Here is a 23416-nt window from a genome sequence, read left to right on the forward strand (position 1 = left end):
GTAGTCAAATTGTAACCCGTCAAGGCGCCTGGAAGATTGGCCCGGGCATTTTTTAATCGACGACGTCACGCTGGTGCACGCTACCAGCTTTTTGAGGAGAGTTGAAATGCATATCAGGAATTTTTTGAAAGCAGGACTGGCCGCGCTGGCCATGCTCGCCACTCTTTCTGCCTGTGGTGGGGACGACGATGATGCACTGTTTCCCCCCGCTCAGGGCAATATTGCCGAGGTAGCGAAAGAAAAAGGCTTCAATTCGCTGCTCGCTGCCGTCACCAAGGCCGGCATTGGCAGCACCCTGACCGCCAGCAACGCCCAATTGACCGTGTTTGCCCCAACCGACCAGGCATTTACCGACCTGGCCCGGCAACTGGGCTTTGCCGACGCCGGTGCCATGGTCAATGCCTTGCCCGCCCCGGCCCTGCAAAGCATCCTGACCTACCATGTACTGGGCACCAAAAAGCTCGCCGCCGACCTGGTCGCCGGTGGCGCCACCCAGAACACCGCCTACACTTTTGCCAACGCGCCGGCGCGCCTGAGCTTTGACTTCACCAGCGGTGTCAAGATTACCGATGCCGCCTTGACCACCGCTACCGTGGTGACGGCCGATGTGGCGGCCAGCAATGGCGTGATCCATGCGGTGGACAAGGTACTGGTGCCGCCCGGCGTGCTCAACGTTGTCCAGATGGCGCAAGTCAATCCGCAATTTACCTCGCTCGTCAGCGCCGTGGTGGCTGCCAACCTGCAGGGCACGCTGAGCGGCGCCGGTCCCTTTACGGTCTTCGCGCCGGTCAATGCCGCGTTTGCCGCCGCGCCCCAGAACCTGACAGTGCCCCAGCTGACCACCGTGCTGACCTACCATGTACTGGGCAGCCAGGTGTTGTCCTCGGATATTCCGTTCGGAACGCCGGTTGCCACCGCCGCCGGTCAAGCCATCACCATTCTGGCCGGCACTGCGCCGACCATCCGCGATACCACCAACGTGCAGGCCAGGATCGTGGCCGTGGATGTGCGGGCAAGCAACGGCGTGATCCACGTCATCGACAAGGTGCTGATACCAGTGCTCTGAGGCTGGCTGAACTGACCATGCAGTGGCCCGCCTCGCACGCGGGCCGGCTTATTGCACGGCCACCTGATCGTACCCGCCCGGCGCCAGCTGCATCAGGCACACCCCGTGCCCGAACGGATCGGCCAGGGTGACAATGCGCCCCCAGCGGTGGTTGCGGGGCGCGCTTTCCTGGACGGCACCGGCGGCCACGGCCCGTGCCAGCGCCGTGTCCAGGTCATCAACGCAAAAGTCCAGGTGCACGGGAGTCCAGTGGCGGCTGAACGTACGCGCCACGCCCGGTCCTGTCAGGCTGCCGGCGTCCTTGGTCAGCAGGTGGACCAGGGCGCCGGCCCCGGCCATTTCGGCCACCGCCCCGTCAAACAGACGACGCACCAGGTGCAGGCCCAGCGCGCTGTAAAACGTGATGCCCCGTTCCAGATCGTCCACATCGATATTGATATATATCTGCATGTTTGCTCCTTGTATCAGGGTTTCCCTGGCTGGCCTGTGCCGCGTCATGCGCATGCAACAGTCGCCGTGGCGCTTTCGGTACATACCATCGTGAGCTTTGGCGTAAAATTGCCTGTCCCCATCATGAAACTTGTCACATGGATCAGCAAGCTTGTCCCGGAACCCGTCCATGAGAAATGCTGCCGCAATGCCGCTGGCCTGCCTGATGGCTTGCCTGATGCTGGCCGGTTGCGCCTTGCCTTCACTCGAAACCCGCGTGGCGAGCACTGCGCTGCCCGTGCACGCCGACACCCGCATTGGCCGCGCCATCGCGCCCCTTGCCCAGGACAAGGATGGCTTGACGGGCGTGCATGCCCTGGTCGATGGCCGCGACGCCTTTGCCGCGCGCATGATGATGGCGGACGCCGCCGAGCGTAGCCTCGACATCCAATACTACATCTGGCGTAACGATACCACTGGCTTGCTGTTGCTGGACGCCTTGCGCGCTGCGGCCGGGCGCGGGGTGCGGGTGCGCCTGCTGCTCGACGATAACAATAGCGCCAGCCTCGACCCTGCGCTGGCGCTGCTGGACGCCCACCCGAATGCCGAAGTGCGTCTGTTCAATCCCTTTGCCTTTCGCACGGCCCGCCTGTTGGGTTTCCTGACCGATTTCAAGCGCCTGAACCGGCGCATGCACAACAAGTCCTTCACCGCCGACGGCCAGGCCACCATCGTCGGGGGCCGCAACGTGGGCAATGAATATTATGATGCTACCGGCGAGGTCCTGTTTGCCGACCTCGATGTGCTGGCCGTGGGCGCCGTGGTGGGGGCAGTGCAGCGCGACTTTGACCGCTACTGGAACAGCCGCTCGGCCTATCCCGCCGGCTTGCTGCTGACCAGGTCGCAGCAGGGCGACGCGGCCCGCCTCGATGCGCGCCGGGCACGCCTGGCGGGCAACCCGGGTGCCCAGGCCTACCTGCGCGCCATGCGCAGTTCCACCTTCGTCACGCAGCTTACCGAGCGCACGCTGCCACTGGAATGGGTGAAGGTGGAACTGGTCAGCGACGACCCCGACAAGGTGCTTGGCGCCTCGCCCGAAGCCGGCGTTGCTTACCAGCTGCCCCCCAAATTCGGCGAACCGCTGCGCCAGGTGGACTTGGTGTCGCCTTATTTTGTCCCGGGCGCCAACTGGACGGCACGCTTTGGCTTGTTGGCGCGCAACGGTATCCGGGTGCGCATCCTGACCAATTCGCTCGAGGCGACCGACGTCCCGGCGGTCCACGCCGGCTATGCGCGCTGGCGCCGCTCCCTGCTGGCCGATGGGGTGCGCCTGCTCGAACTCAAGCGCAGCTGGCCCCAGCCAACCGAGGCGCGGCGCACGCTGGGCGGCAGCTCCGGCTCCAGCCTGCATGCCAAGACCTTTGCTGTTGACCAGTCGCGCATGTTTGTGGGGTCCTTCAATTTCGATCCGCGCTCGGCCGACCTGAATACGGAGATGGGCTTCATCATCGACAGTCCGGCCCTGTCGGCGCGCATGTCCGAGGTACTCGACAAACAGATCATGGCGCGCGCCTACGAGGTGACGCTGACGCCGCAGGGACGCCTGCAGTGGCACGAGCAGGGCGAACGCGGCATGATGGTGCACGACATCGAACCCGGCACCACCCTGTGGCAGCGCGCGACGGTGCAGTTCATGTCGCTGCTGCCGATTGAATGGATGCTGTGAGAAAGGGGGAGGGAGAATGACGATGGAACCCGTGTCAGGCAAGCGCCGCGTGGTCCTGGCCGGCGCATGCATCGCGGCCGCCGTGCCTGCCGCTGCCGCCGCTGCTGCTGTCTCTGCTGCTGCCTCCGTTGCTCCTGCCCCGCGCCATGCGCGCTTGCGCGTGATGACCAGCCACCTGCCGCCCTTGTCGGTCGAACACGATGCGGGCCGCCCCGGCGCGCTGTACGAACTGGTGGCCGAGCTGTGCAGGCGCACGGGGCGCACCTTACAGGCGCAGTTTGTGCCCTGGAAGCGTGCCATCCACCTGGCCAGCAGCAACCGCGCCACGGCCATTTTCCCGCTCACCCGGACGCCCGGACGCGAGCGCCATTTCCGCTGGCTGGTCTCGCTGTACGACGAGCATTACGTGTTCCTCACCCCCCGCGGGCGCGCCTTTGACGTGCGCAATCCGGAAAACATGAAGGACATGCGCATCAGCCTGATCCGCGGTTCATCGCTCACCGAGTCGCTGGTGCAGATGGGCTACCGGAACATTGTGGAGGCGCGCTCGGTGGACGAAGTCCATCGCTTCCTGGTGGCAGGCATTGCCGATGCTGCGTTCGGCGAGCGCAATATTGTGCGCAATTCCCTGCGCAGCCGCGCCGCCCTGGACGAGTTCGACGTGAGCGAACCGGTGCGCCGCACCTCGGCCTGGCTGGCCGGCTCGCTTGACTTTACCGAAAGCGACGCGGCCGGCTTCGAGCGCGCCATGCTAGCCATGAAGGCCGACGGCACCCACCAGGCCATCCTCAAGCGCTACCAGCTGGGATAGCGCTGCCGGGCCTCAATGCAGTTCCGTTGACGAGCTGTGGATGGTGGCCGAATGGCGCAGGTTGGCGCCGCCCGGGGTCAGGCTCGCTTCCAGGCGGCCCACCGCTTCCATGATCCTGGCCGGGTCGGCGTAATGCGCCATGTGGCCAACCCCATCTTCTATGATCAGCTCGCTGTGCCGCACTTCATTGTGAAAACGGATGGCGTGATCGTGCACATCCACAATTTCGTCGCCATTGCCCGCCACCACGGCAATGGGCAGCGTCAATTCCTTGTAGCGCTCGGACAGGCGCTTGGCTGCCGGAATCATCATGGCGGTCTCGGCCGCGCTGGCGCCCAGCTGTCCGGGCCGCAGGGCTAGCCATTTCGGCAATTCCTGGAAGCGTTCCGGCACCGGGGCCGGTGCAAACATGCGTTTGACCAGGCGCGGCCACAGCATGGCCGCCAGCACGGGCGCCACCGTATGGCGCAGCAGCTGGCCGATGCCGGGAATGGCCGGGGCCGCCATCAGGGGCACATCCGCGCGCGTGGTCGGGTAGTAGTAACCCGACATAAGCGTGATGGCGCGCACATATTTGGGATAGTTGAGCGCCATCGCCAGCGTGACCAGGGTGCCCCAGGAGTGCCCGACCACGATAGGACGCTCCACGCCCATCTTGTGCAATGCCTGGTAGAACAGGCGCGCCTGCTCTTCCGGCGTCCAGTCGAGCTTGCCGGGCCGGTCGCTGTAGCCAAAGCCCGGCCGGTCAAAGGCAATGACCCGGTAGGGCCGCGCACCGCTGTCGAGCAAGCCGCTCAGATCGAAGTCGTTGGAAAACAGGCCATTGCCATGCAGCAGTACCAGCGTGTCGCCCTGACCCCGTTCCACATAATGCAGGCGAACGCCCTCGACCTCGACGAAGTTGCCCTGGGGCGGATTGTCGCGCTCGGCGCTGCGCTGTTTGGCCTGCGCATACAGGAACGATGCGGCCAGGCCGGCCACGCCGAGCAGCGCGGCCGTCTGCAAGGCGCTCGGTCCGCGCGGTGAACGGGTTGGAATGACAGTACGCATGGCAATTTCCTTTCTAAGAGAATAGATCCTTCCACACCCGGGGCGGGAAGCATGTCATTCCGATACTGTGGCCCGGACGAAGTTTCGCGGTCTGTGCGCCACTCAACTGTCAGGCGCGCAACGGTACTGGTTTCATCAATTGACAGTCACTTGGTCACGAACCATACTGAGAGGCAAATTTTGTTTCCAGGGTATGCATGAAAACGCTCTTGTCGATCTGTCTTGCCTCGCTGCTCATGGCAACGGGTGGCGCGGTGCGCGCCGGTCCGGCGGAAGTCATGCAGGTGATCGAGCAGCATCGCCAGCGCGGCTTCGTCGCGCCCGCCATCGCCATTGACGAGCTGCTCAATGCGGGAAAGGGTATCGACGGCGCCCCGGTCGAATTGCGCATGCGCTACCACAATGCGCTGGCGCAACTGTATGTGGCGGAAGAAAACCATCCCCGTTTCAAGGCGCAACTCGATGCCCTGGCGCGCATGGAACGCGAGGAAAACTGCACACCATGCGGACACTACAAGCTGGTGCGCGAAATCCATCACGCCATGCGGGTGCAGGATTCCAGGAAGGCTCGCGCGCTGGCAGGCGGCCTGGATCACATCAAGAGTGCCGACAAGCATTTGATGCAGGCCGTGCATTACACCCGGGCAGGCGTGCTCGACAGCTCCGGCAACCATGCGCGCGCGCTGGAAGAGGCCATGCTTGCCTCGCGCCTGGCGATCGAGATCAACAACCCGGCCGAGCAGGTACGCACCCTCAACATGATGCTGCTCTCGAACGTGGCGCGCGGCGACCTTGAACGCGCAGGCAGCCTGGCGCGGGAAGCCTACGCCCTGGCCGAGCGGATTGGTTTTGTCTACATGCTGCCTTACATTCGTGGCAATGAAGGCTGGGTGTTTTCTTCCAAGGGTGACAAGGTCAACCAGCTACGGGCGCTCAATGACGTGCTGGAAATTACCCGGAAGTACAAGAACATGGCCGACTCGGAGCTGATCGCACTGGTCAATCTGGCCGAGTACCACGCTACGGCGCGCGAATTCAAGCAGGCAGCGCTGCTGGCCGAAGAGGCCATTGCGCTGGCCGACAAGGTAGGCAAACCGATTGCCAAGGGCGTCGTGCTGGGGACCCTGGGACAGGCCCAGATCGGCATGGGCGAATTTGAACGCGGTGTTGCCACGACTGAAGAAGGGCTGAAGGTGCTGGAACAGGCCGGCGCCAGCAGTTACCTTGTCAAATCCTATGCGATGGCCGCCGAGTCGTACGAACAGGCAGGGCGTCCGGCCCAGTCGCTGGCTGCCCTGCGCAAATTTGTCACCATGAGTGAGGAAGCGAACCAGAAGGCGCGGGAAAAGGCCATCACCGAAGCGCAGGAAAAATTTTCGGGCGAACGCAAGGACCACGAAATCGAGCGCCTGTCGCTGGAAAATGCCCGCCGCCAGGCCGAAGTGGCAGCACGCGCGTGGCAGCAGCGGCTATGGGCCACGGCTGCAGTGGCGCTGGCGCTGGGTGCGGTGCTGCTGATCCAGATGGTCTCGCGCGCCCGGCGCCGCAACCGTGTGCTGGAAGACAGCAATGCGGTGCTCAGCGACCAATCGGTCCACGATCCCCTGACCGGTGCCTACAACCGCCGCCATTGCGCCGAACTGATGGGCCAGCAGCAGCTCATGCTGGCCAATAAGTCGCGCGACCGCAACTGCAAGGCCAGCGTTGGCCTGATGCTGCTTGACGTCGACCACTTCAAGCGCGTCAACGATACCCACGGCCATGCGGCCGGCGACCAGGTGCTCATTGAAGTGGCGCGCCGCCTGCAGCAGCTGGTGCGCCAGCATGACGTGGTGGTGCGCTGGGGTGGCGAAGAGTTTGTGCTGATCCTGCCCGGCACGTCGACCGACGGCATGCTGGTGCTCGCCGAGCGTGTTCTCAACACGGTAGCCGAGCAAAGCGTACCGGTCGGCGCAACCGAGATCCCGGTGACGGTGTCGGCCGGCTGCGTGTGCTATCCGCTGCTGCCGGGCCAGCACTGGGAAGATGCCCTGAAGGTGGCCGACCTGGCCATGTACATGGCCAAGCAGGGCGGGCGCAACCGCGCCGTGTGCGTGATGCAGGTCGAGCAGGGCGTCACGTCGGAGGCGCTGCTGACCGACCTTTCCGGGGCCGCAGCCGGCGGCCAGGCAACGCTGCAGACCATCATGGGGCCGGTGTCGCGCCAGGAGCGCGAGACCATCATGGCCATTTGAGGCCAGTAGAATACCCCCTCTAGTTCAATGGCGTATATGTGGGTCGTCGAACATACGTGACTGATCCGGGTTGCCATACTGGTGTCAATTGAACTGCATTGACATCCCATGAAAACCATCGCTACCAAATCCCTCGTTGTCCTGGTCGTCGCCGTGGCGACCGTGCGCAGCTACGTCACGCTGGCGCTGCACACCCGCGTGCTGCCGCAGCATCTTGCCTGAGGATCGATCATGACTACGCCAAAACAAGGTTCCCCCGCCCGGCTTGACCGCGAAGTCGAGCGTGAGCGTGAAGAGCGCCACAAGAATGACGAAGCCAGGTCCGGCTTGTCGCTGGACGATGACTTTCGGGTCAAGGATGCCCGCGACAGTGCCAGTTCCGGGCAGTTGAACCGGCAGCGCAGCCGCTAGGCAGATTATTCTGAAGGGTGGAATCGGCCAGTGAAAACAGCGGCCGGCCATGCGCGGATATCTTTTTTGACGGTCAAGTCCGTCCTCATGAATTAACCGGTGCTGCACTGGCCTACAGGCCGCGCTCGAGCGTCATCACGCGCGCGCGATATGCCTCCTTGAGGCGGTACAACTGTGCGGGGCGATGGGCCCCGGCGGCGCCAAAGGCGCCTTCCACCGCTTCGAGCATGTCCATCTCGCCCATCTTGCGGCGAAAGCTTACCTTGTTCAAGGCTTCGCCCATCAGCAGTTCGTACATGCGCTGCAATTGCGGCAACGTGAAGACGTCGCCGGCGAGGAAGCAGGGCAGGGACGAGTAGTGGCTCTTGCTGCGCAGGCGCGCCACCGCTTCGCTCACGATCTGGCCATGGTCAAAAGGCAGCTCCGGCAGTGCGGCCACGGGAACCAGCGACAGGCGGCCCGCCGCGGCGGGACCAATCATCTCGAACGGCACCAGCGCGTAGTGCGCCACCGACAGCGACCAGCCGCGCGGATCGCGCTGCGGACCGGAAAAGGTCGCCAGCTGTTCCAGGTAGGGTGGCGTGAAGCCGGTCTTGGCGCGCATCACGCGCATGGCCGCATCGAACACGCTGGCGTCTTGCGCGTGTACATAGCCGCCGGGCAGGGCCAGCCGGCCTGCGAACGGGACATGTTCACGCTCGCTCAGCGCCACCATCAGCTGTTCCTGCTCGATTGTCAGCAGCACCACGTCCACCGTGCAGATCACTTCACCCATGCATTCTCCCGTGACGGCCCGAGGCGGCGCCGGATCATCTTGTTTCACAAAGTATCCCATACTTAGTTGCAAAAGTAAATTAAGTGGTTTATGCTGGGAGCACAGTACGAAAAGGACAAGTCATGAAGCGCAACCTGCATCTGCTCATTATCGATCCACAAAACGACTTTTGTGACCTGCCGCCGGCATACCTGCCCGCCGGTGAGTCGCCCGCCTTGCCGGTTCCGGGCGCGCATGCCGACATGCAGCGCGTGGCCCGCCTGATCGACCAGGGGGCATCGGGCCTGGCGGCCATCAGCATCACGCTTGACTCGCACCACCGCATCGACGTGGCCCATACCACCTTCTGGATGGACGCCGCGGGCGCTGCGGTGGCGCCTTTTACGCAGATCACCCTGGCCGATTTGGAGCAGGGCCGCTATGCCCCGCGCGACGCCGCAGCCCGTCCGCGGGTGCTGGACTACCTGGCCGCGCTCGAGCGCGCGGGACGCTACCAGCTCATGGTCTGGCCCACGCACTGCGAAATAGGATCATGGGGCCACAATGTGCATGCCGACGTGCGTACGGCCTACAACCGTTGGGAGGAAGCGACCCTGCGCACCGTGCAGAAAGTGAGTAAGGGTACCAATCCCTGGACCGAGCACTACTCGGCCATCCAGGCCGAAGTCCCGGACGCAGGCGACGCCAGTACCCAGGTCAACAGCGCCTTCATCGCAGAATTGCGCAAGGCGGACCGCGTCTATATCACCGGCGAAGCGGGCAGCCACTGCGTCAAGGCGACCACCGAGCATATCGTCGAACACTGGGACCAGAACCAGCTGGAGCGCCTGGTGCTGGTGATCGACTGCATGAGCCCCGTGAGCGGGTTCGGCGAGCAGCACGACAGCTTTGTGCGCGCCATGCGCGAGCGCGGTGTCACGCTTGCCCAGGCCAGCGACGTGGCTGCCGAACTGCTGGACAACGCGCCTTGAACGCGCCCTCATGACCTCTACTCATCTTCTTATGACACCAATTGTCCGCAGCCTGCTCGAGACCGACCTCTATAAATTCACCATGTGGCAGGCACTCCTGCACAAACATCCTTCGGCCCAGGCCGAGTATGCATTCGTGTGCCGCAACGAGCCGGCCTATCCGCTGGCAGAACTGAAAGCGGACGTGGAGCGGGAACTGGATCATCTGTGCCAGCTCTCGTTTACGCTGGAGGAAATTGACTACCTGCGCTCACTGCGCTTCATCAAAAGCGACTTCGCCGATTTTTTGACCGTGTTTCGCTTTCAGCGCCGTTTCATCGAGGTCAGCACCGATGGCGGCACGCTGCTGATCCGCGCTGCCGGACCCCAGGTCCACGTGATGGGCTTCGAGATTTACGTCCTGTATATCGTCAACGAACTGTATTTCCGGCGCTTTGACCAGGATGCGGCGCTGGCCGAAGGACGCAAGCGGCTGGCGGCCAAGATCACGCTGCTGCGCGCGTTTGCCGAAGAAGCGCCGTGCCGCCATCCCTTCGAGTTCTTCGACTTTGGCGTGCGCCGCCGTTTTTCCGGCGCCTGGCATGAGGAAGTCGTCGCCACCCTGGCGCGCGAAGTGCCGGATTATTTCAAGGGCACGTCCAACGTTTACCTCGCCATGAAGTACAAGCTGGTCCCCATCGGCACCATGGCCCACGAGTACCTGCAAAGCTTCCAGTCCTTTGGCGTGCGCCTGCGCGACTTTCAGAAGGCGGCCCTGGAAGACTGGGTGCAGGAGTATCGCGGCGACCTCGGTACCGCGCTGACCGATGTGGTTGGCATGGATGCCTTTTTGGCCGACTTTGACCTGTATTTCGCCAAGCTGTTCGACGGCTTGCGGCACGATTCCGGCGACCCGGTGGAGTGGGGTGAAAAGGCGCTGGCTCATTACGGGAAACTTCGCCTTGATGCCCATACGCGGCGCCTGGTGTTCTCCGACGGGCTGGATCTGCCTACCGCGTTTTCGCTGTACCGCCATTTCGCCGACCGCACCATGACCGGCTTTGGCATCGGCACCAATCTGTCCAACGATGTTGGCGTCAAGCCGCTTAATGTCGTGATGAAGCTGATGTCCTGCAATGGACAGCCGGTGGCCAAGCTGTCCGATTCGCCGGGCAAGACCCTGTGCAAGGACGAGACCTTCCTGGCCTATCTGCGCCAGGTCTTCAACCATCAAATGGACGCATCATGAACATGGACGTAGCAGTAGTAATCGGACGCTTTCAGCCTTTTCATTGCGGTCACGAGGCCTTGCTGCGCAAAGCGCTGGCGGTCGCGCCCAGGGTCGTGGTCGTGCTGGGATCATCGTTCCACGCGCGCAGCGCCAAGAGTCCTTTCAGCTGGCAGGAACGGGCGGCGATGATCGAGGCTGTGCTCAGTGACGAGGAGCGCAAGCGCGTGGCATTTGTGCCGGTGCGCGACTACCAGGACGATGTGCAGTGGGCCCAGGTGGTGCAGCAGTCGGTGGAAGCTGCAGTGCCGGACGCGGCCCAGGTCGCGGTGGTGGGGTTCTACAAGGATGCGTCGAGCTACTATCTCAACCGCTTTCCCGAGTGGGAAACGGTGGCTGTCGAGGCCCCGGGCCAGGTCGACGCGGCCGATATCCGGCGCGTGTATTTCGAGGCCGACGATATCGACATCGCCCTGAGTGTGCTGGAAAAGAGCGTGCCGCCGGCAGTGCGCAGCTTCCTCAAATCCTGGGCGGTGCTGCCTGACTACGCAGCGCTGGCGGAAGAACACGCATTCGTGCAAAAGTACAAGGCCGCATGGAGCAAGGCGCCATACGCACCCATCTTTTCCACGGTGGACGCTGTCGTGATCTGCGCGGACCACGTTTTGCTGATCAAGCGCGGCGGCTTTCCGGGCAAAGGCCAGTGGGCGGTACCGGGTGGCTTTGTCGAACAGCGCGAGCGGCTGCTGCAGTCGACCCTGCGTGAGCTGGAAGAAGAGACCAAGCTTGCCGTGCTGGCCTCCACCATGGAAGCGGCGCTGGTTGATGTGCGAGTGTTCGACAATCCCGACCGCAGCCAGCGCGGCCGCACTATCACCCACGCCCATTACTTCGAGCTGCAGTCGGACACGCTGCCCAGTGTGGAAGCGTCGGATGATGCAGCGCTGGTGCAGTGGGTGGCCATTGCCGACCTGGGCGACATGGAAGAGGAATTCTACGAAGACCATTTCATGATTCTCGACTACCACCTTCACGTAAGCAAAGACCGGCAAGTCACTGTTTAATCTCTATCAGCGCATCGCGCGCGATCACTGATCCGAAAGAGGTAGCCAAGCAGCGATCGACGAAAGCCTGAGCCCAGGTGTAGCGAGATGAAAGGATCTTATTCCGTGCGCCGGAAAACCCGGCTATCGGGATGCGATAGGTGACTCGGAACGTGATACGGGTTTTTCGGTGTCAATTGCACAGCCGTATCAAAATCAGCGGGCGGATAAGCAGATACCCTATACTATTCCGTCCGGGACGATAGATGAACATCTTCTATCCAGCTTGCCCTCTCACTCTTTTGATCTCACCATGACTATTTTTTCCGCATCAGTTTTCGACGCCACCGTGATCTACGACGGACACGAATTGTTCAAAGGGCAGGGCGCAGCCAGCGTCTGGGCCGAGAAGGTCGCAAAGGAACTGGAGATCCCCGTCACCGTGCAGAAAATCGGTACCGGCTGGGCGCTGGTGGGAAGGGTGGACGGGGTTGACTGCAAGTGGGGAGTGATTGGCCAGCGATTGGGACGTCTCGCGCAGTAAGGGTCGGGCTAGCCCTGTTAATATCAGTGAGTGATCTTGCCCCCGTATAACCGGACACAGCCTATCGTCTAATTAGCGCCGCTTTCCTGAGCCCGGCGTGCCAGCTCCCTCCTGAACATGCGAGGCGATTTTAACTTCAACGATGAGTGCGGATGAACCTCATTGAAATGGGTAAAGGCGTCTGGCAGTTGAGCGAGAACGACTTCGGCGTTGCTGCGGTCCATCATGCTCACGTAGTCCCGTTTAAACGTGTTCACAAAGCTCTCGGCGATACCGTTCGACTGCGGACTGCACACCGGTGTGTGTACCGGCTCGATGCCCATCTCCCGCGCCAGAGCATGCGTTTCGTGGGCGCGGTAGGCGCCACCGTTGTCGCTCAAGAACTCCAGCCTCGTCTCGCCAACGCTCGCCTGGCCAAATCGCGCTTCGACCGCTTCCACCAGCATGTCACGCACCGGCTCGCCCGGCAGGCCCCGTTCAGCCCATGCGCGCCACGCAATGATCTCGCGGTCGCAGCAATCCTTCATGAACACGCCAGTGACGACTTCGCCGTTGTCGCAAGCGATCTCGAAGCCGTCCGAGCACCAGCGCTGATTCGGTTCGGCGACGCCAACGACGCCATCGTGCACGCGACCGCTGACCGGCCGCTTTGGCGCCTTCTGCAGCAGAAGTCGGTATTCCTTCATCACTCGGTAAAAGCGCTTGTGGTTGATCGCTTGCAGGCCCATCAAGGCGCGCGTGCGGTTGACCAGAGCGCCGGCCCGGCGGTAACCATAGGTCGGCAGCGCGGTGATCTCGGCGCGCACAGCGTCGACCAGAATGGCATCGGCAGGCTGGTGGAACGTTTGTACCGTACGACCGTCGACCCAGTCGGCAGAACGTGCCAGCATCAGCGTAACGTGAGAGCGCGCCACGCCCAGAGCAGAACAGACCGGCTTCACTGGTCGTCCTTGCCCAACAAGGGCGAGCGCGCAATCCACTTTTTTTCGCGAGCGAACTCGACTGCCTCCTTCAAGATCTCCGCTTCCATCGTTTTCTTGCCGAGCATGCGCTGCAGCTGGGCGATCTGGGCACGGGCGGCAGCCAGTTCGCTGGCCGGCACCACCGACTCACCCGCGGTGACCGCGGTGAGTGCGCCTTCGCGTTCGAGTTTGCGCCAATTGAACAGCTGGCTGGCCCCAACGCCATGCTTGCGGGCCACCAGTGACACGTTCATTCCGGGCTCGTATGTCTCGCGTACCAGCGCCGCTTTTTCATCGGCAGACCAGCGCCTGCGGCGCTCCTGGGATACCGTCACCACTTCGATTGTTTGCTTGTTCCTAGTCATAAACACAGTCCTATTCCTATCCGTAAGAATAACGCATAGGCTGTGTCTGGTGAATCAGGGGGCTATCTCAGTGAGTCACATCACCATTTACGGTCTACGAACCAATGGAGAAGCGGAGTCCTTTATATTTTTTTTAGTAAGTTTGTGACCCTGACCGGGGGGCACTATGGAGTGGACTCGGAAAAAACGATGATCTCCGGAGGTCCAGCCACGCCTGCCGAAGCATGGCGGGGCCGTTTCATCCTCAAACGTAGAACCTGTTTTACCAACAGCTCGCTTTATACAGCACCTAGTACTAGGGAGGCGCTGATCAATTGACGATTTCAGCGGGTTCCCGAAATTTGGAGGAATCGACCTCGCCGAAGAATCGCGACGCGCTTTTTCGGGGCCGTTTCTGCCGGGTTTTCAACGAAATTGCAGTATTCCTTGCGCCTTTCGGCACTCAGGACACTCTTCGGGTTTCAGTGATCGTAAATCGCCGGCCGGCCAGCACCAGATTGGCGAAGCCGAACAGTGTGAACAACTGGGCGGTGTTCTTCGCCAAGCCACGGTAGCGCGTCTTCCGATGACGGAACAGGTTCTTGATGACATGAAATGGATGCTCGACTTTCGCGCGCACGCTCGCCTTGAGATGCTCAAGCTTTTCGGTCATGCGGCCGAGCTTGTTCTTCGGCAGCGCCTTGCGTTTGGCGCGCTTCATCGCCACGTGCCAGGTCACCGGTTTGCCGATGTTCTCGGCCCGCTTTTCAACGCCCTGATAACCGGCGTCGCCAAAGGCCGCCACTTCATCGCCGTGCAGCAGAGCGTGTGCTTGCGTCACATCGGAGACATTGCCAGCGGTGCCCACGACGGTATGCACAAGGCCCGATGCAGCGTCAACGCCGATGTGCGCTTTCATCCCGAAATGCCAGTCATTGCCCTTCTTCGATTGGTGCATTTCCGGGTCGCGCTCGCCGTCTTTGTTTTTGGTCGACGGTGGCGCGGCAATCAAGGTGGCATCCACAATGGTCCCTTCGCGCATCATCAATCCTTTGGCCGCCAGGTGCGCGTTGATCGCTTCGAAGATCTTCTGCGTCAGCCCCTTTGCTTCGAGCAAGTGGCGAAACTTGAGCAGCGTCGTCGCGTCCGGTGCGCTCTCGCGATTGAGGTCTATACCAACAAAAGCGCGGATCGCCTGGCTGTCGTAAATGGCGTCCTCAATACCCTCATCGGACAGACCAAAACACTGCTGGGCCACATACATGCGCAGCATGCGCGCCAAGCCGATCGGCGGACGGCCTGCACCAGTCACCTTCGGATAGTGCGGCTCGATCAGCTTATGCAGCTTGCCCCACGGCGTCGCCACGTCGATCTCAGCGAGGAAGCGGTCGCGGCGCGTCAGCTTCTTCTTAGCGGCGTACTCAAGGTCGGAAAAGCTCTTTTGCATGATCGATGGCGGCGCGGTGAAAGTACCGGTATTGTCTCAGGTCTGGCTGACGATGGAAACGTCCGCGCTTGAATTAATCAGCGTCTCCCTAGTTCAAAAGATGAGCACAATATATCTTAAAGCGTCCGCATTTTGGCAATCTGGATAACCGCGCTTGATTCAAGCTCTGCGATAGATGAGTAGGTTCCCCCCAGTTCATCCCATACCGAGTTTGGTATTTTCGAGAATACAGAGGGTGACGCCACCATAAATTTTGCGCAGTCCGGAGGTTTTTTGCCACTATTATCCGGTACAAAGTATTGGTGTTTACAGCTATCGTGCGCGAATATCATTTGTTGAATTTTCTGTTCTTGGGAAAGATAGTAAAAAGGATCTCCGCTACTTGGGACTGGATGTTCATAGAGCTGCCCGTCCTTTCCTTGGTAAGCATTCACCCTCTGGCCCGAGCTGTTTTCGTAAGTATTGTGGTGAAAGGGAATATTGCTTCGCTCTCCGGCTGTATTAACCGAAATCCACTTGACGTTTCCACTGATTTGATCTGGGTCGCCGATGAGTTCGTCTACGCTGCCCTTTAGTCTCAATATTCCGTTTGGCGGTACTCTCACCGCGTCACCCAATGGATCGGTTTCTGTCGCCGCGCCATCTTTCTGGTCGAAGAAGACGAATACCGGCCCGGTGAAGTCTGCAGGCACTAAATAAACAAGTGATCTTTTCACGGGATCTTGGCTTCCAAGAAAATAATGCAGTGCCGCCGCGCAGAGCAGAAACACGAGTATTTTTGGATTCATTCCCGGGATCATTTTACTCCTCCTCTAACTTAATATCGGCAATCTCACATTTGTTGTGAGCGTCATACCAACCGCCGTTGGGGTCACGAGTGATGCGCATTGTGCTTTGCTAGCGGCATGAAAAATGATGGCGTACAGAGTTCCGTTGCAATGCGGTTGCAATGGTCGCGTATGCGGGATAGATAGTCGCAACGCAATTTGGCGGTAGGCAATCGTGGCTCTGGCTCGACCGCTGGACAAACTGGACTGAATTGGGACGGCAATTACGTTTGGAAATCGAGAACAAAATATAGCAAGATCCTTTCTCCCGAGAGGCACGCGAATCCTGGAACCTCCTTACCGGAAGGAAGGGTTGCGCTGTAAAATCGACACGGGTTCTTTGATTTGCCTATCGGAGTGTTCATCAGAATGCGTTTGGAAGTATCGCTCAACCAGTGCCGAACAGCGTTTGGGGGCGGGTAATCCATTTCGATCCGTGTAGTATCTTCAAACCATCGCCTATCTAGCGGAGATATTTCTGCAACTAGCATCGTCGATTCATAGTTAGTTCCATAGAAGCCAGGAATAGGGTCCGGGTACTCGAACTCCTCCCATTTGACAGAATCATATTGAATCGGAAGGTTGATTATATTCCTCAGCCCTACTTTATTCGTCGACGGCTCCTTTGTTGTAGGGATGTCGGGTGCGCATCCCGCGAGTAACACCACAAGACAAATGAAGAATGCACGTGGGAAACGGTTAGAATTGAGTTTCATATCAATGAACTGACTGTAGCGTTCTAGCTTGCGAAATCGAGGATGAAATATAGAAGTGCTTTTTGGTCAGAAAGGCAAGCATAGCCAACTACTGGCGCGCCAGATTCGATGGTCGTTGAGTAATATCTGCAAGGATTATCTGGTTTGCCTATGGGGGTCTTCTTCAGAATGTTCTTCGAGGAGGCGGTAAGCCATTGTCTGATCGCATTTTGCGCAGGATATTCCATTTCAATTGTAGCCGTGCTCTCAAACCAGCGTCTATCCACTGGCGAGACTTCTGCGATGAGCAACGTCTTTTCATAGTTGTACGCCACGAACCCGTTTGTTGGTTCGGGATAGCGAAACACTTCCCAAGTGGCAGTCTGAAATGGAATCGGAAGCTTGAGGACATTTCGAAGTGCGGCTAGATCAGTTGACGGGTATGGTGCAATGTCAACCTCAGGTGTACAAGCCGTAATAGCCAGCACCATTCCACAACTCGCCCCAGTTTTAAAACGAAGATTGAACAAACAGACTCACTTTCTCAGTAGTTCCACTATCTGCCTATGCCGGTGCGAAGATCGAAAGTAGCCTGTTTAATCATGAGGGTAAGAGAAAATAAGCGGCTTTTCCGGTGTCGGTCCTGTGAACGACACACCCAAGCGTGATGCACAGAAACTTTCGATCTCGTTCCACCGGTCATTAAGACGCGGGCTGCTTAGAACACCTTCGTCCGGGAAGTTGTAGCGCAAAGCTTCCACCACGGCATATCTTACCGATTCTTCCCGCTCATTTACCCAGTAGGTCTTAAGATCACTTCTCAAAAGCGGACACAGCACAGCCAAGCTCTTCTTTGTTCCGATTAGACCCAAAGTTTCAATGACGGGAACGACATGTTTGCCGTCGCGCGCCGCCCCGACATCATAAAAATCGTTCTTCGGCGCAGGAGGAGCTTCCTCGATAGCTGTATTTAGTTTTGCCAAGAAGCGTGACTCTAGATCAGTATCGCCAAGTGCGGCTTGCGCGATTTGTACATGGCGGATTTGCTGCTCGTCCATTTCGGCGTCGGCTGCAAGAGCGATTACCATCGGAAGGCTGTCTAAAGCTTTAGCCTTCGCCGCTATCAAAAGAAAATGCGGGTTCTTCGCTTTAAGGGAATTAATAATAATTTCTTTTGATTCAAATAGGTCTTCCGGACGGCAAAAGTGAAGTAGCGCCCGGCGCGCTGCAGCGGCTGCGCGGTCACGTTTGGCAAAGCCTTCAATCATCAACATTTTGATAATGTTCGAGTCGCGGATGACTCGTCGCTGTCCTTGTGTTGGAGTATCCATTTGTAAACCAATCTTCACGAGGAGGGCGACAAATTGCGCGCGCGCTTCACTGTCGGAGCGTTCAAGCACTCGACGGAGATTTTCGGCAGAAAGTGGTTTCAGCCTTTGGTTCACAATGATCGACGCCGCTATATCGTCTAACTGTGCTGGGCTAGCAGTTAGCACGCGGTGTACGAGATCTGAGTTGTTTGGGCGCAAAATATTTCCCTTCGCGTTTGATGCAATATAAAGGCTCAGGATTGTCACAGTGAAAAATATTGTTTGATGCGCGATGCTTTTGCCTAGTTTCATTCAGTCTGTCCTATTCTCGCGGCACCGAATCCCATTGGTTTTGAGTCCCTTGGCTCCGCTTCAGAGTTCGCGGACAATATCGAAGGCGATAATCTTTGAAGGCATTGACGTAGTGCATCATATTGGTTTCATCGACAATATCTCTCAAGTCGAGCGCGCGATGGACTACCTCATGTACCACGACCCACTTGAGCGAGTCTTTCTCGGCGTGCTCTTCTTGGACAAACATTAGTCCCGATCCCGCGATTCCCTGCGCTGGGTACCGTATAATTGTTCCGGGCTGATGAGTAAACTTCAACGGCGTTGCCAGAATTCCGATATTGCCGTCGACAAATTTTACTAGGACTGACTCTTTGGTGACACCATCCCCAATTTCCACAGTCTTTCCGGCAATGAATGTCGATCCCGCTATGGTGACTGTAGTGCTACCTGCTAGCGCCGTATTACCGAGGAAATAGGCGAAGTCAATTTTCTTGACCACAATTACCCGATAGTGGGTTTCGGCAAAGCTTTCTAAAAGTTTATCAAAAACTTTTACCATCGGGCCACCGTCATTTCCCATGTCGTAAACTAGCGCATCGCCTGCTGCGCCCTTAAAATCAATATGGGTTACCCTATTTTGCCCATTTAGATTTTCCATTTCCAGTCTCGCGACAGCGTCCTTCAAATACTTGTTTGCTTCGACCCCGTGGGCGGCGTAATCAATATCTGGCCATCTTAGTGCAGTCCCCGGCCTCCCAAAGTCAGAAAATTTTGCAATAACTACTTTTGCTACGAACTCCTCGTAAACGTGGATCGATAATGTAGCAAAAACCTCTTTCGATAGGCAACGAACCGTTGCTGAAAGGGTAGTGGACGCCTTCACATGCTCCCCGGCGTCAATGCGAAGGTCAAACTTAGTCGTGGCGGGTGGCGGCGTGGCTGTGCAGATCTTGGGATTTGCTGTATTAAATTCAAAATCGCTGCTATCTGCACCGCCCTCAATGTGCACTGCCACAAAGGTATGCCCGGTGCTCATTACGGAAAGATGGTTGTCGGCATCTTCATATGGCGTGTCGTAGTCATCAAAGCCGTACATTTGATTTGCGGAAGCGGAGAAGGTTACTTTAGCGACCGTTATACTGACAGTCTTTGATTTTTTGGAACCGTCATGTGCCGTACGCGTTACGGTGATCGTTTCGCTGTCGCGGTCTGTTCCGGGAGTGTCGAGAGCACCGACAAAAATTTGATTCCCGCTGCTGTTTTCCAGCTTGATTTTTGAGCTATGAGTGCTCCAATGAAAAGTTCCTGGCAGATCGCCAGGGAGGTCGGCCGCACTCATTGCCACGCGGCTGCCCACTTTCATGATCCTGCAGCGAGCAGTGACTACGAAATCTTCAGAGACACGACCTCTCAATCGGACCTCCTTGCGTTGGGTGTTGTCGATCGGTGAGGTGAGCGAGCTGCCGAGTATTTTTAATTTTTCCATTAGACGTAAATGTCCTCCACCATCAGAGATAACGCCTCTGGTTCGGCGCTCTGTACGGCATGCGTACACCCCAGGTCGTCCGTAATGCCGTCTTGAAAACTTCCGTCGGCGAGTTTGATCCGATAAGGAAGATTGGCCATGGGTTGGCCGTCGGCATCCGTGATTACGAAAGCTTCATCGAACAATTTCAACCGGCTATCGGGAAGGCCCTTCAACGTGGGAACTTTCGTGCTTCCTCCGTCGAAAGGATGCTGCCCGCCTTTCACCGTAAAGTTTCCAGGACACGCGAAAGTGATATTGCCCCCTTCAAGCGTGATAGACGATTGCCCGGCTTGCAGAACAATCTTTTCCTTGGCCTTGATCTCAATCGCGCCGTTCACCGAAATGACCGTAATCGCCTGATCGGCCAGAATCTCCAGCTGATCCGTGTGCGCCTGCAGCGACACCGGTCCATTCGCAGCGATCGCCTGGATCCCGCCAGTGTGTGAAAACATGGTCGCCGCATTCGCCGCCACCGACGCGACCGTGTGCGCCGCTGCCACATGCAGGTCCGACTGCGTCGTCCATTGCAGCTGCTCGCCGGCGTACAGCGCCGTGGAGGCCGGGGTAGCCAAGTTGATCGACGCCGCCGACGCCATCAGCACAACTGGCGACGCGAATTTTTCAACCGGCTGCGATGCATCGAGTTCCCGCGAACCAGCCAGGGTTTTCGAGGCATCCTGACCATTGACCGCGCCACCATATTTGCCGTTCGCGTCTGGATCGATCTTCGCGATTAAATCGGCGTGCGACTTTGCCGCATCATCGCTGACGAGCGCCTCTTGTTCTCTCGCTGCGTCGCCTAGCGTGGTGCCCAAATCCTCAGCCCCCTTGAGCAAGGCGACAGCCTCCTGCGCATCCATCTGTGTTGAAGCGACACCGCTGCCTATCGCGCGCGCGCTGGTCGACAGCAGCACGCCTCCACCACCGCGTACCACGCCCCAGGCATCGGTGCGCAGCTCGAACCCGCTGCCGCGATAGCTGCCACGCTGCGCGGAAGAGGGCTGCTGCGCGATCAGATAACCGAGATTGAGCTGCGTGGCAGCCGTACTGCTGGCCAGCCGTGTGCGTACCTGCCCGGTCGTGTCATCAATCTGCCATTGATTAAAACCGCTGCCATTAAAATTATGACTATGGATGCCCGACAGCGTGCCGGCATGATTTGCACCAGAATCCGCACCGGCCGAAAACGGCGGCAGGTCGGCGCCTGTATAAAGCTGCGCGACGACAATCGGCCGGTCCATGTCGCCTTCAATGAAGTCGACCAGCACTTCGGTGCCGATTCGCGGTGTGAACTGCGAGCCCCAATTGGGGCCCGCCAGCGCCTCCGCCACGCGCACCCAGGTGCCTGACGTGTCATCCCCTGGAGCGTGGCCTTTCTCGTCAGTGTTATGCGCAACACCGCCGGGATTGGCGGCCATGCCGCGCTGCCACGCAAACTGCAGCTTGACGCGATGATCGCGGCTGGTCGTTGCCACCGCCTCCGGCAGCCCGACGATCAGTGCCGTCTGTGGCCCGAGCGCGGTCGTGGCCTGCGGTGCTGCTGCCCGCGCCGGCACCATGGCCACGCAGTCCCGCACGCACGCGAACGTATTGCGGTAAGTGCCAGCTTCAACGGCGTGGCGCGCGTCCTTGATCTGCGAGGCGAAGTTGTTGCGGGCGTGGTGCTCCACCCACAACACCTTGAAGCGCGTCTCGCCCTGTGCAACATGATCGTGCTGGGTGAGGTCGAATGCGTAACCGGCAGCCAGCCTGCGCACAGCGCCCGCGCCGGCATAGGTCTTGTTGTCAAGCTCCAGGGCCTTGAGCATCAGCTCACTGTGCGAATCGGCCATGTCGTTATCGCTGGCGATCCGTTCGCCGCTGCCATCATAGATGGCGATATCGGGCAGTTCGCCGGCATCGAGGTGCGACTGCTGCTGCGCCGCCGGTGCCAAGAGCTGATCGGGATCCCAGCTGCTGATACTCACAGCGTTGGCCTGCACCTGGCGGCGCGCCCGGAATTGGTCTATTGCGTCGTCGGCCTCGGTGGCGCGCACGCCGTGAAAGCGAATGCGGTCGCCCCCGGGCGTCGCCGGTGCAAGCGCAGTGCTGTCAAAGAAGATGACGCGATGGCGCGCGTGTCCGTCACCGCCAGCACTGTCGTCATCTGCCTGGTCATGTTCAAAGCGCCAGTTCAAGCCTTCGGTGGCCAGCAGGCGCGTCAGGAAATCGTAGTCGCTCTCGCGGTACTGCGTCACGATCGGCCGTTGCGCAAGTGGCTGCGTGATGTCGAAGTCAAAGCGCACTTGCGGGTAGTCGGCCAGCAGCTCGCTCACGATCTCCTGCACGTTCTTGTCCTGGAAAATGTAGCTGTCGCGCCGGTGCGCGAGCATCGACAGCGCAGGCTCCAGACGCAGCTTGTAGCGTGCCACGCCACCGTCAGCGCCTTGCCACGCAGCGTGGGTGCAGATGCCGTGCCACGTGCGGCGACTGCCGTCAGGCTGCAGCAATCCAATGGTCAGTTCCTCTCCCAGGAACACGCTCAGGTCCAGGTCCGTCGAGACGCTGAGCGCATCGACATCGAACATGAACAGCTCGTTGACAGCCTCGCGGCCGTGCATCGTTTCTGCCATCAGCGACTCCGGCAAACCGCGATCCTGGGCGCTGGCCAGCGTGAGCATGCGCGCGTGCTGGCTCAGGCCGGTGCACAGCATGCCAAGAGTGGAGAGGTCGATGCTTATGTCCATGCGGTGGGATGGTTTGGTCGTGAAAGGGGAAACTGCATTGGCGCGTTCTCGCGGAACGGAATGCCATGCTAAACAAATGACAAGATTAACTATTGTACATGAACGACAGGCGGACTGGGAACTTGTCGTTACAAAGAATGCCTCAAGGCCACTGCCTTAAGGCATCAAGAGTGCGGGGATATGAGGTGCGTCAAGCTTGCGCGCGACCGTCAAGGCGCGCGCGCAACAGGACGATTACGGAAGTGTGATGGTCAGATTGGCAGCTTTTGGCGCGAGCTTGACCACGTCGTTGTAAGCGGCGATGCTTTGCTCGGTATTGCTGCTCAGCGATGCGCGCAGGCCGATATAGCCCAGGATGCAGATCAGGCCAAAGACCGAGCACAGTACCCACAGCGGCAGGTCGCTGCGCAGCTTGTGGACAATCGCGTCGGGCCGCTCGGCATGCGGGGCAAAGCCGCCTCGCTTGCCCTTCATGTTGGCGATCTCGTCGCCCAGGCGTGCGGTCAGGTAGTTGAGTTTTTCCGTTCCTTCGATGATGTACTTGCCCTGGAAGCCCAGCAGCAGGCACATATGAAAAACTTCCAGCGCCTGCAGGTGCACGCTGCCGCGCGCGCGCAGCGACTCCAGGCGGTTGAAGAAGTTTTCGCCGGCCAGCTGGTCGCCGAACAGCACCAGCTGCAGCGGGCGGCGCGCCCAGTCGTCACGAATCGAAAACGATGAGCGCAAAATGATCTCGTCCACGGCCGCGCAGAACGCGTACTTGGCCGCGTCGATGTCGTCGGCGGACGCATTCTGCTTCTTCGCACCGCGCCCGAATTCGTCCAGGAACTGCGCCATCTTTTGCGCGAAGTCGGCATTGTCCTGGGGGCCATTGCCGTTCTTGAGCATGAAGAGGGCATAGAAGCCGTCATACATCAGGTCGAGCAGGGTTTGCGGTGCTGCGCTTTGCGCCGGTGCCTGGGCGCTGGCGCCGATCAGGGATGGTGCGGTCATCGAGGTCATTGAGTCAGTCCTTC

20 protein-coding genes are annotated in these 23416 nt (G+C 59.5%); 9 read left to right on the top strand and 11 right to left on the bottom strand.

Annotated elements, in window-relative coordinates:
- Positions 1–106: 106 nt before the first annotated feature.
- A complete protein-coding gene (locus tag KY495_RS18610) occupies positions 107–1066 on the top strand; it encodes a fasciclin domain-containing protein (RefSeq protein ID WP_229518359.1) in 960 nt (319 codons plus the stop codon).
- Between the two features lie 48 nt (positions 1067–1114).
- Here the strand turns inward: KY495_RS18610 and KY495_RS18615 are convergent, their stop codons facing one another.
- A complete protein-coding gene (locus KY495_RS18615; RefSeq protein ID WP_219880839.1) occupies positions 1115–1516 on the bottom strand; it encodes a VOC family protein in 402 nt (133 codons plus the stop codon).
- Between the two features lie 169 nt (positions 1517–1685).
- On the opposite strand from KY495_RS18615, the gene KY495_RS18620 reads away from it, so the two are divergent.
- Both KY495_RS18620 and KY495_RS18625 read left to right on the top strand, forming a co-directional pair.
- Positions 1686–3221: a phospholipase D family protein gene (locus tag KY495_RS18620; protein WP_219880840.1), complete on the top strand. Its 1536-nt coding sequence runs from the start codon at positions 1686–1688 to the stop codon at positions 3219–3221.
- Positions 3222–3243: 22 nt separating this feature from the next.
- Positions 3244–4032 (top strand): ABC transporter substrate-binding protein, encoded by a 789-nt coding sequence (locus KY495_RS18625; protein WP_229518360.1) that lies wholly within the window; start codon positions 3244–3246, stop codon positions 4030–4032.
- A gap of 12 nt (positions 4033–4044) precedes the next feature.
- Here KY495_RS18625 and KY495_RS18630 read toward each other — a convergent pair whose 3' ends face one another.
- Positions 4045–5082 carry an alpha/beta fold hydrolase gene (locus tag KY495_RS18630; protein WP_219880841.1) on the bottom strand — a complete coding sequence of 346 codons (1038 nt, stop codon included), beginning with the start codon at positions 5080–5082 and terminating at the stop codon, positions 4045–4047.
- 197 nt (positions 5083–5279) lie between these two features.
- On the opposite strand from KY495_RS18630, the gene KY495_RS18635 reads away from it, so the two are divergent.
- Together KY495_RS18635 and KY495_RS18640 are read left to right on the top strand one after the other, a co-directional pair.
- Positions 5280–7316 (top strand): GGDEF domain-containing protein, encoded by a 2037-nt coding sequence (locus tag KY495_RS18635; RefSeq protein ID WP_219880842.1) that lies wholly within the window; start codon positions 5280–5282, stop codon positions 7314–7316.
- Positions 7317–7547: 231 nt separating this feature from the next.
- Positions 7548–7727, top strand: a complete 180-nt coding sequence (locus KY495_RS18640; protein WP_219880843.1) for a hypothetical protein — start codon at positions 7548–7550, stop codon at positions 7725–7727.
- Positions 7728–7839: 112 nt separating this feature from the next.
- On the opposite strand, the gene KY495_RS18645 is transcribed toward KY495_RS18640, so the two are convergent.
- Positions 7840–8502, bottom strand: a complete 663-nt coding sequence (locus KY495_RS18645; protein ID WP_219880844.1) for an NUDIX domain-containing protein — start codon at positions 8500–8502, stop codon at positions 7840–7842.
- Between the two features lie 122 nt (positions 8503–8624).
- Here KY495_RS18645 and KY495_RS18650 point away from each other — a divergent pair, with 122 nt between their 5' ends.
- From KY495_RS18650 to KY495_RS18665, 4 genes are all read left to right on the top strand, one after another.
- Positions 8625–9473: an isochorismatase family protein gene (locus tag KY495_RS18650; protein ID WP_219880845.1), complete on the top strand. Its 849-nt coding sequence runs from the start codon at positions 8625–8627 to the stop codon at positions 9471–9473.
- Positions 9474–9504: 31 nt separating this feature from the next.
- A complete protein-coding gene (pncB, locus tag KY495_RS18655) occupies positions 9505–10701 on the top strand; it encodes a nicotinate phosphoribosyltransferase (protein WP_219880846.1) in 1197 nt (398 codons plus the stop codon).
- Positions 10698–11744 (top strand): bifunctional nicotinamide-nucleotide adenylyltransferase/Nudix hydroxylase, encoded by a 1047-nt coding sequence (locus KY495_RS18660; RefSeq protein ID WP_229518361.1) that lies wholly within the window; start codon positions 10698–10700, stop codon positions 11742–11744. Before pncB ends, KY495_RS18660 begins: the two co-directional genes overlap by 4 nt.
- Before the next feature lie 292 nt (positions 11745–12036).
- A complete protein-coding gene (locus tag KY495_RS18665; RefSeq protein ID WP_219880847.1) occupies positions 12037–12267 on the top strand; it encodes a hypothetical protein in 231 nt (76 codons plus the stop codon).
- A 68-nt stretch (positions 12268–12335) separates the two neighbouring features.
- On the opposite strand, the gene KY495_RS18670 is transcribed toward KY495_RS18665, so the two are convergent.
- From KY495_RS18670 to icmH, 8 genes are all read right to left on the bottom strand, one after another.
- A protein-coding gene (locus KY495_RS18670) for an IS3 family transposase (RefSeq protein ID WP_374040963.1) occupies positions 12336–13594 on the bottom strand; the annotation gives its coding sequence in 2 pieces (ribosomal slippage) (positions 12336–13246 and positions 13246–13594; 1260 coding nt in all).
- 442 nt (positions 13595–14036) lie between these two features.
- Positions 14037–15020, bottom strand: a complete 984-nt coding sequence (locus KY495_RS18675; RefSeq protein WP_219880848.1) for an IS5 family transposase — start codon at positions 15018–15020, stop codon at positions 14037–14039.
- Between the two features lie 116 nt (positions 15021–15136).
- On the bottom strand, positions 15137–15820 hold the full coding sequence (locus KY495_RS18680; RefSeq protein WP_219880849.1) for a hypothetical protein: 684 nt from the start codon (positions 15818–15820) through the stop codon (positions 15137–15139).
- A gap of 766 nt (positions 15821–16586) precedes the next feature.
- Entirely contained in the window at positions 16587–17033 is a 447-nt protein-coding gene (locus tag KY495_RS18685) for a hypothetical protein (protein WP_219880850.1), read from the bottom strand.
- A gap of 105 nt (positions 17034–17138) precedes the next feature.
- The gene (locus KY495_RS18690) at positions 17139–18164 is read right to left on the bottom strand and encodes a hypothetical protein (RefSeq protein WP_219880851.1); all 1026 of its coding nucleotides are present in this window, start codon (positions 18162–18164) and stop codon (positions 17139–17141) included.
- 10 nt (positions 18165–18174) lie between these two features.
- Positions 18175–19632: a hypothetical protein gene (locus tag KY495_RS18695; protein ID WP_219880852.1), complete on the bottom strand. Its 1458-nt coding sequence runs from the start codon at positions 19630–19632 to the stop codon at positions 18175–18177.
- On the bottom strand, positions 19632–22400 hold the full coding sequence (locus KY495_RS18700) for a type VI secretion system Vgr family protein (RefSeq protein ID WP_219880853.1): 2769 nt from the start codon (positions 22398–22400) through the stop codon (positions 19632–19634). Before KY495_RS18700 ends, KY495_RS18695 begins: the two co-directional genes overlap by 1 nt.
- 234 nt (positions 22401–22634) lie before the next feature.
- Positions 22635–23402 (bottom strand): type IVB secretion system protein IcmH/DotU, encoded by a 768-nt coding sequence (icmH, locus tag KY495_RS18705; protein WP_219880854.1) that lies wholly within the window; start codon positions 23400–23402, stop codon positions 22635–22637.
- Positions 23403–23416: the final 14 nt, after the last annotated feature.

This window comes from Massilia sp. PAMC28688, assembly GCF_019443445.1.
Classification (GTDB): domain Bacteria; phylum Pseudomonadota; class Gammaproteobacteria; order Burkholderiales; family Burkholderiaceae_D; genus Telluria_A.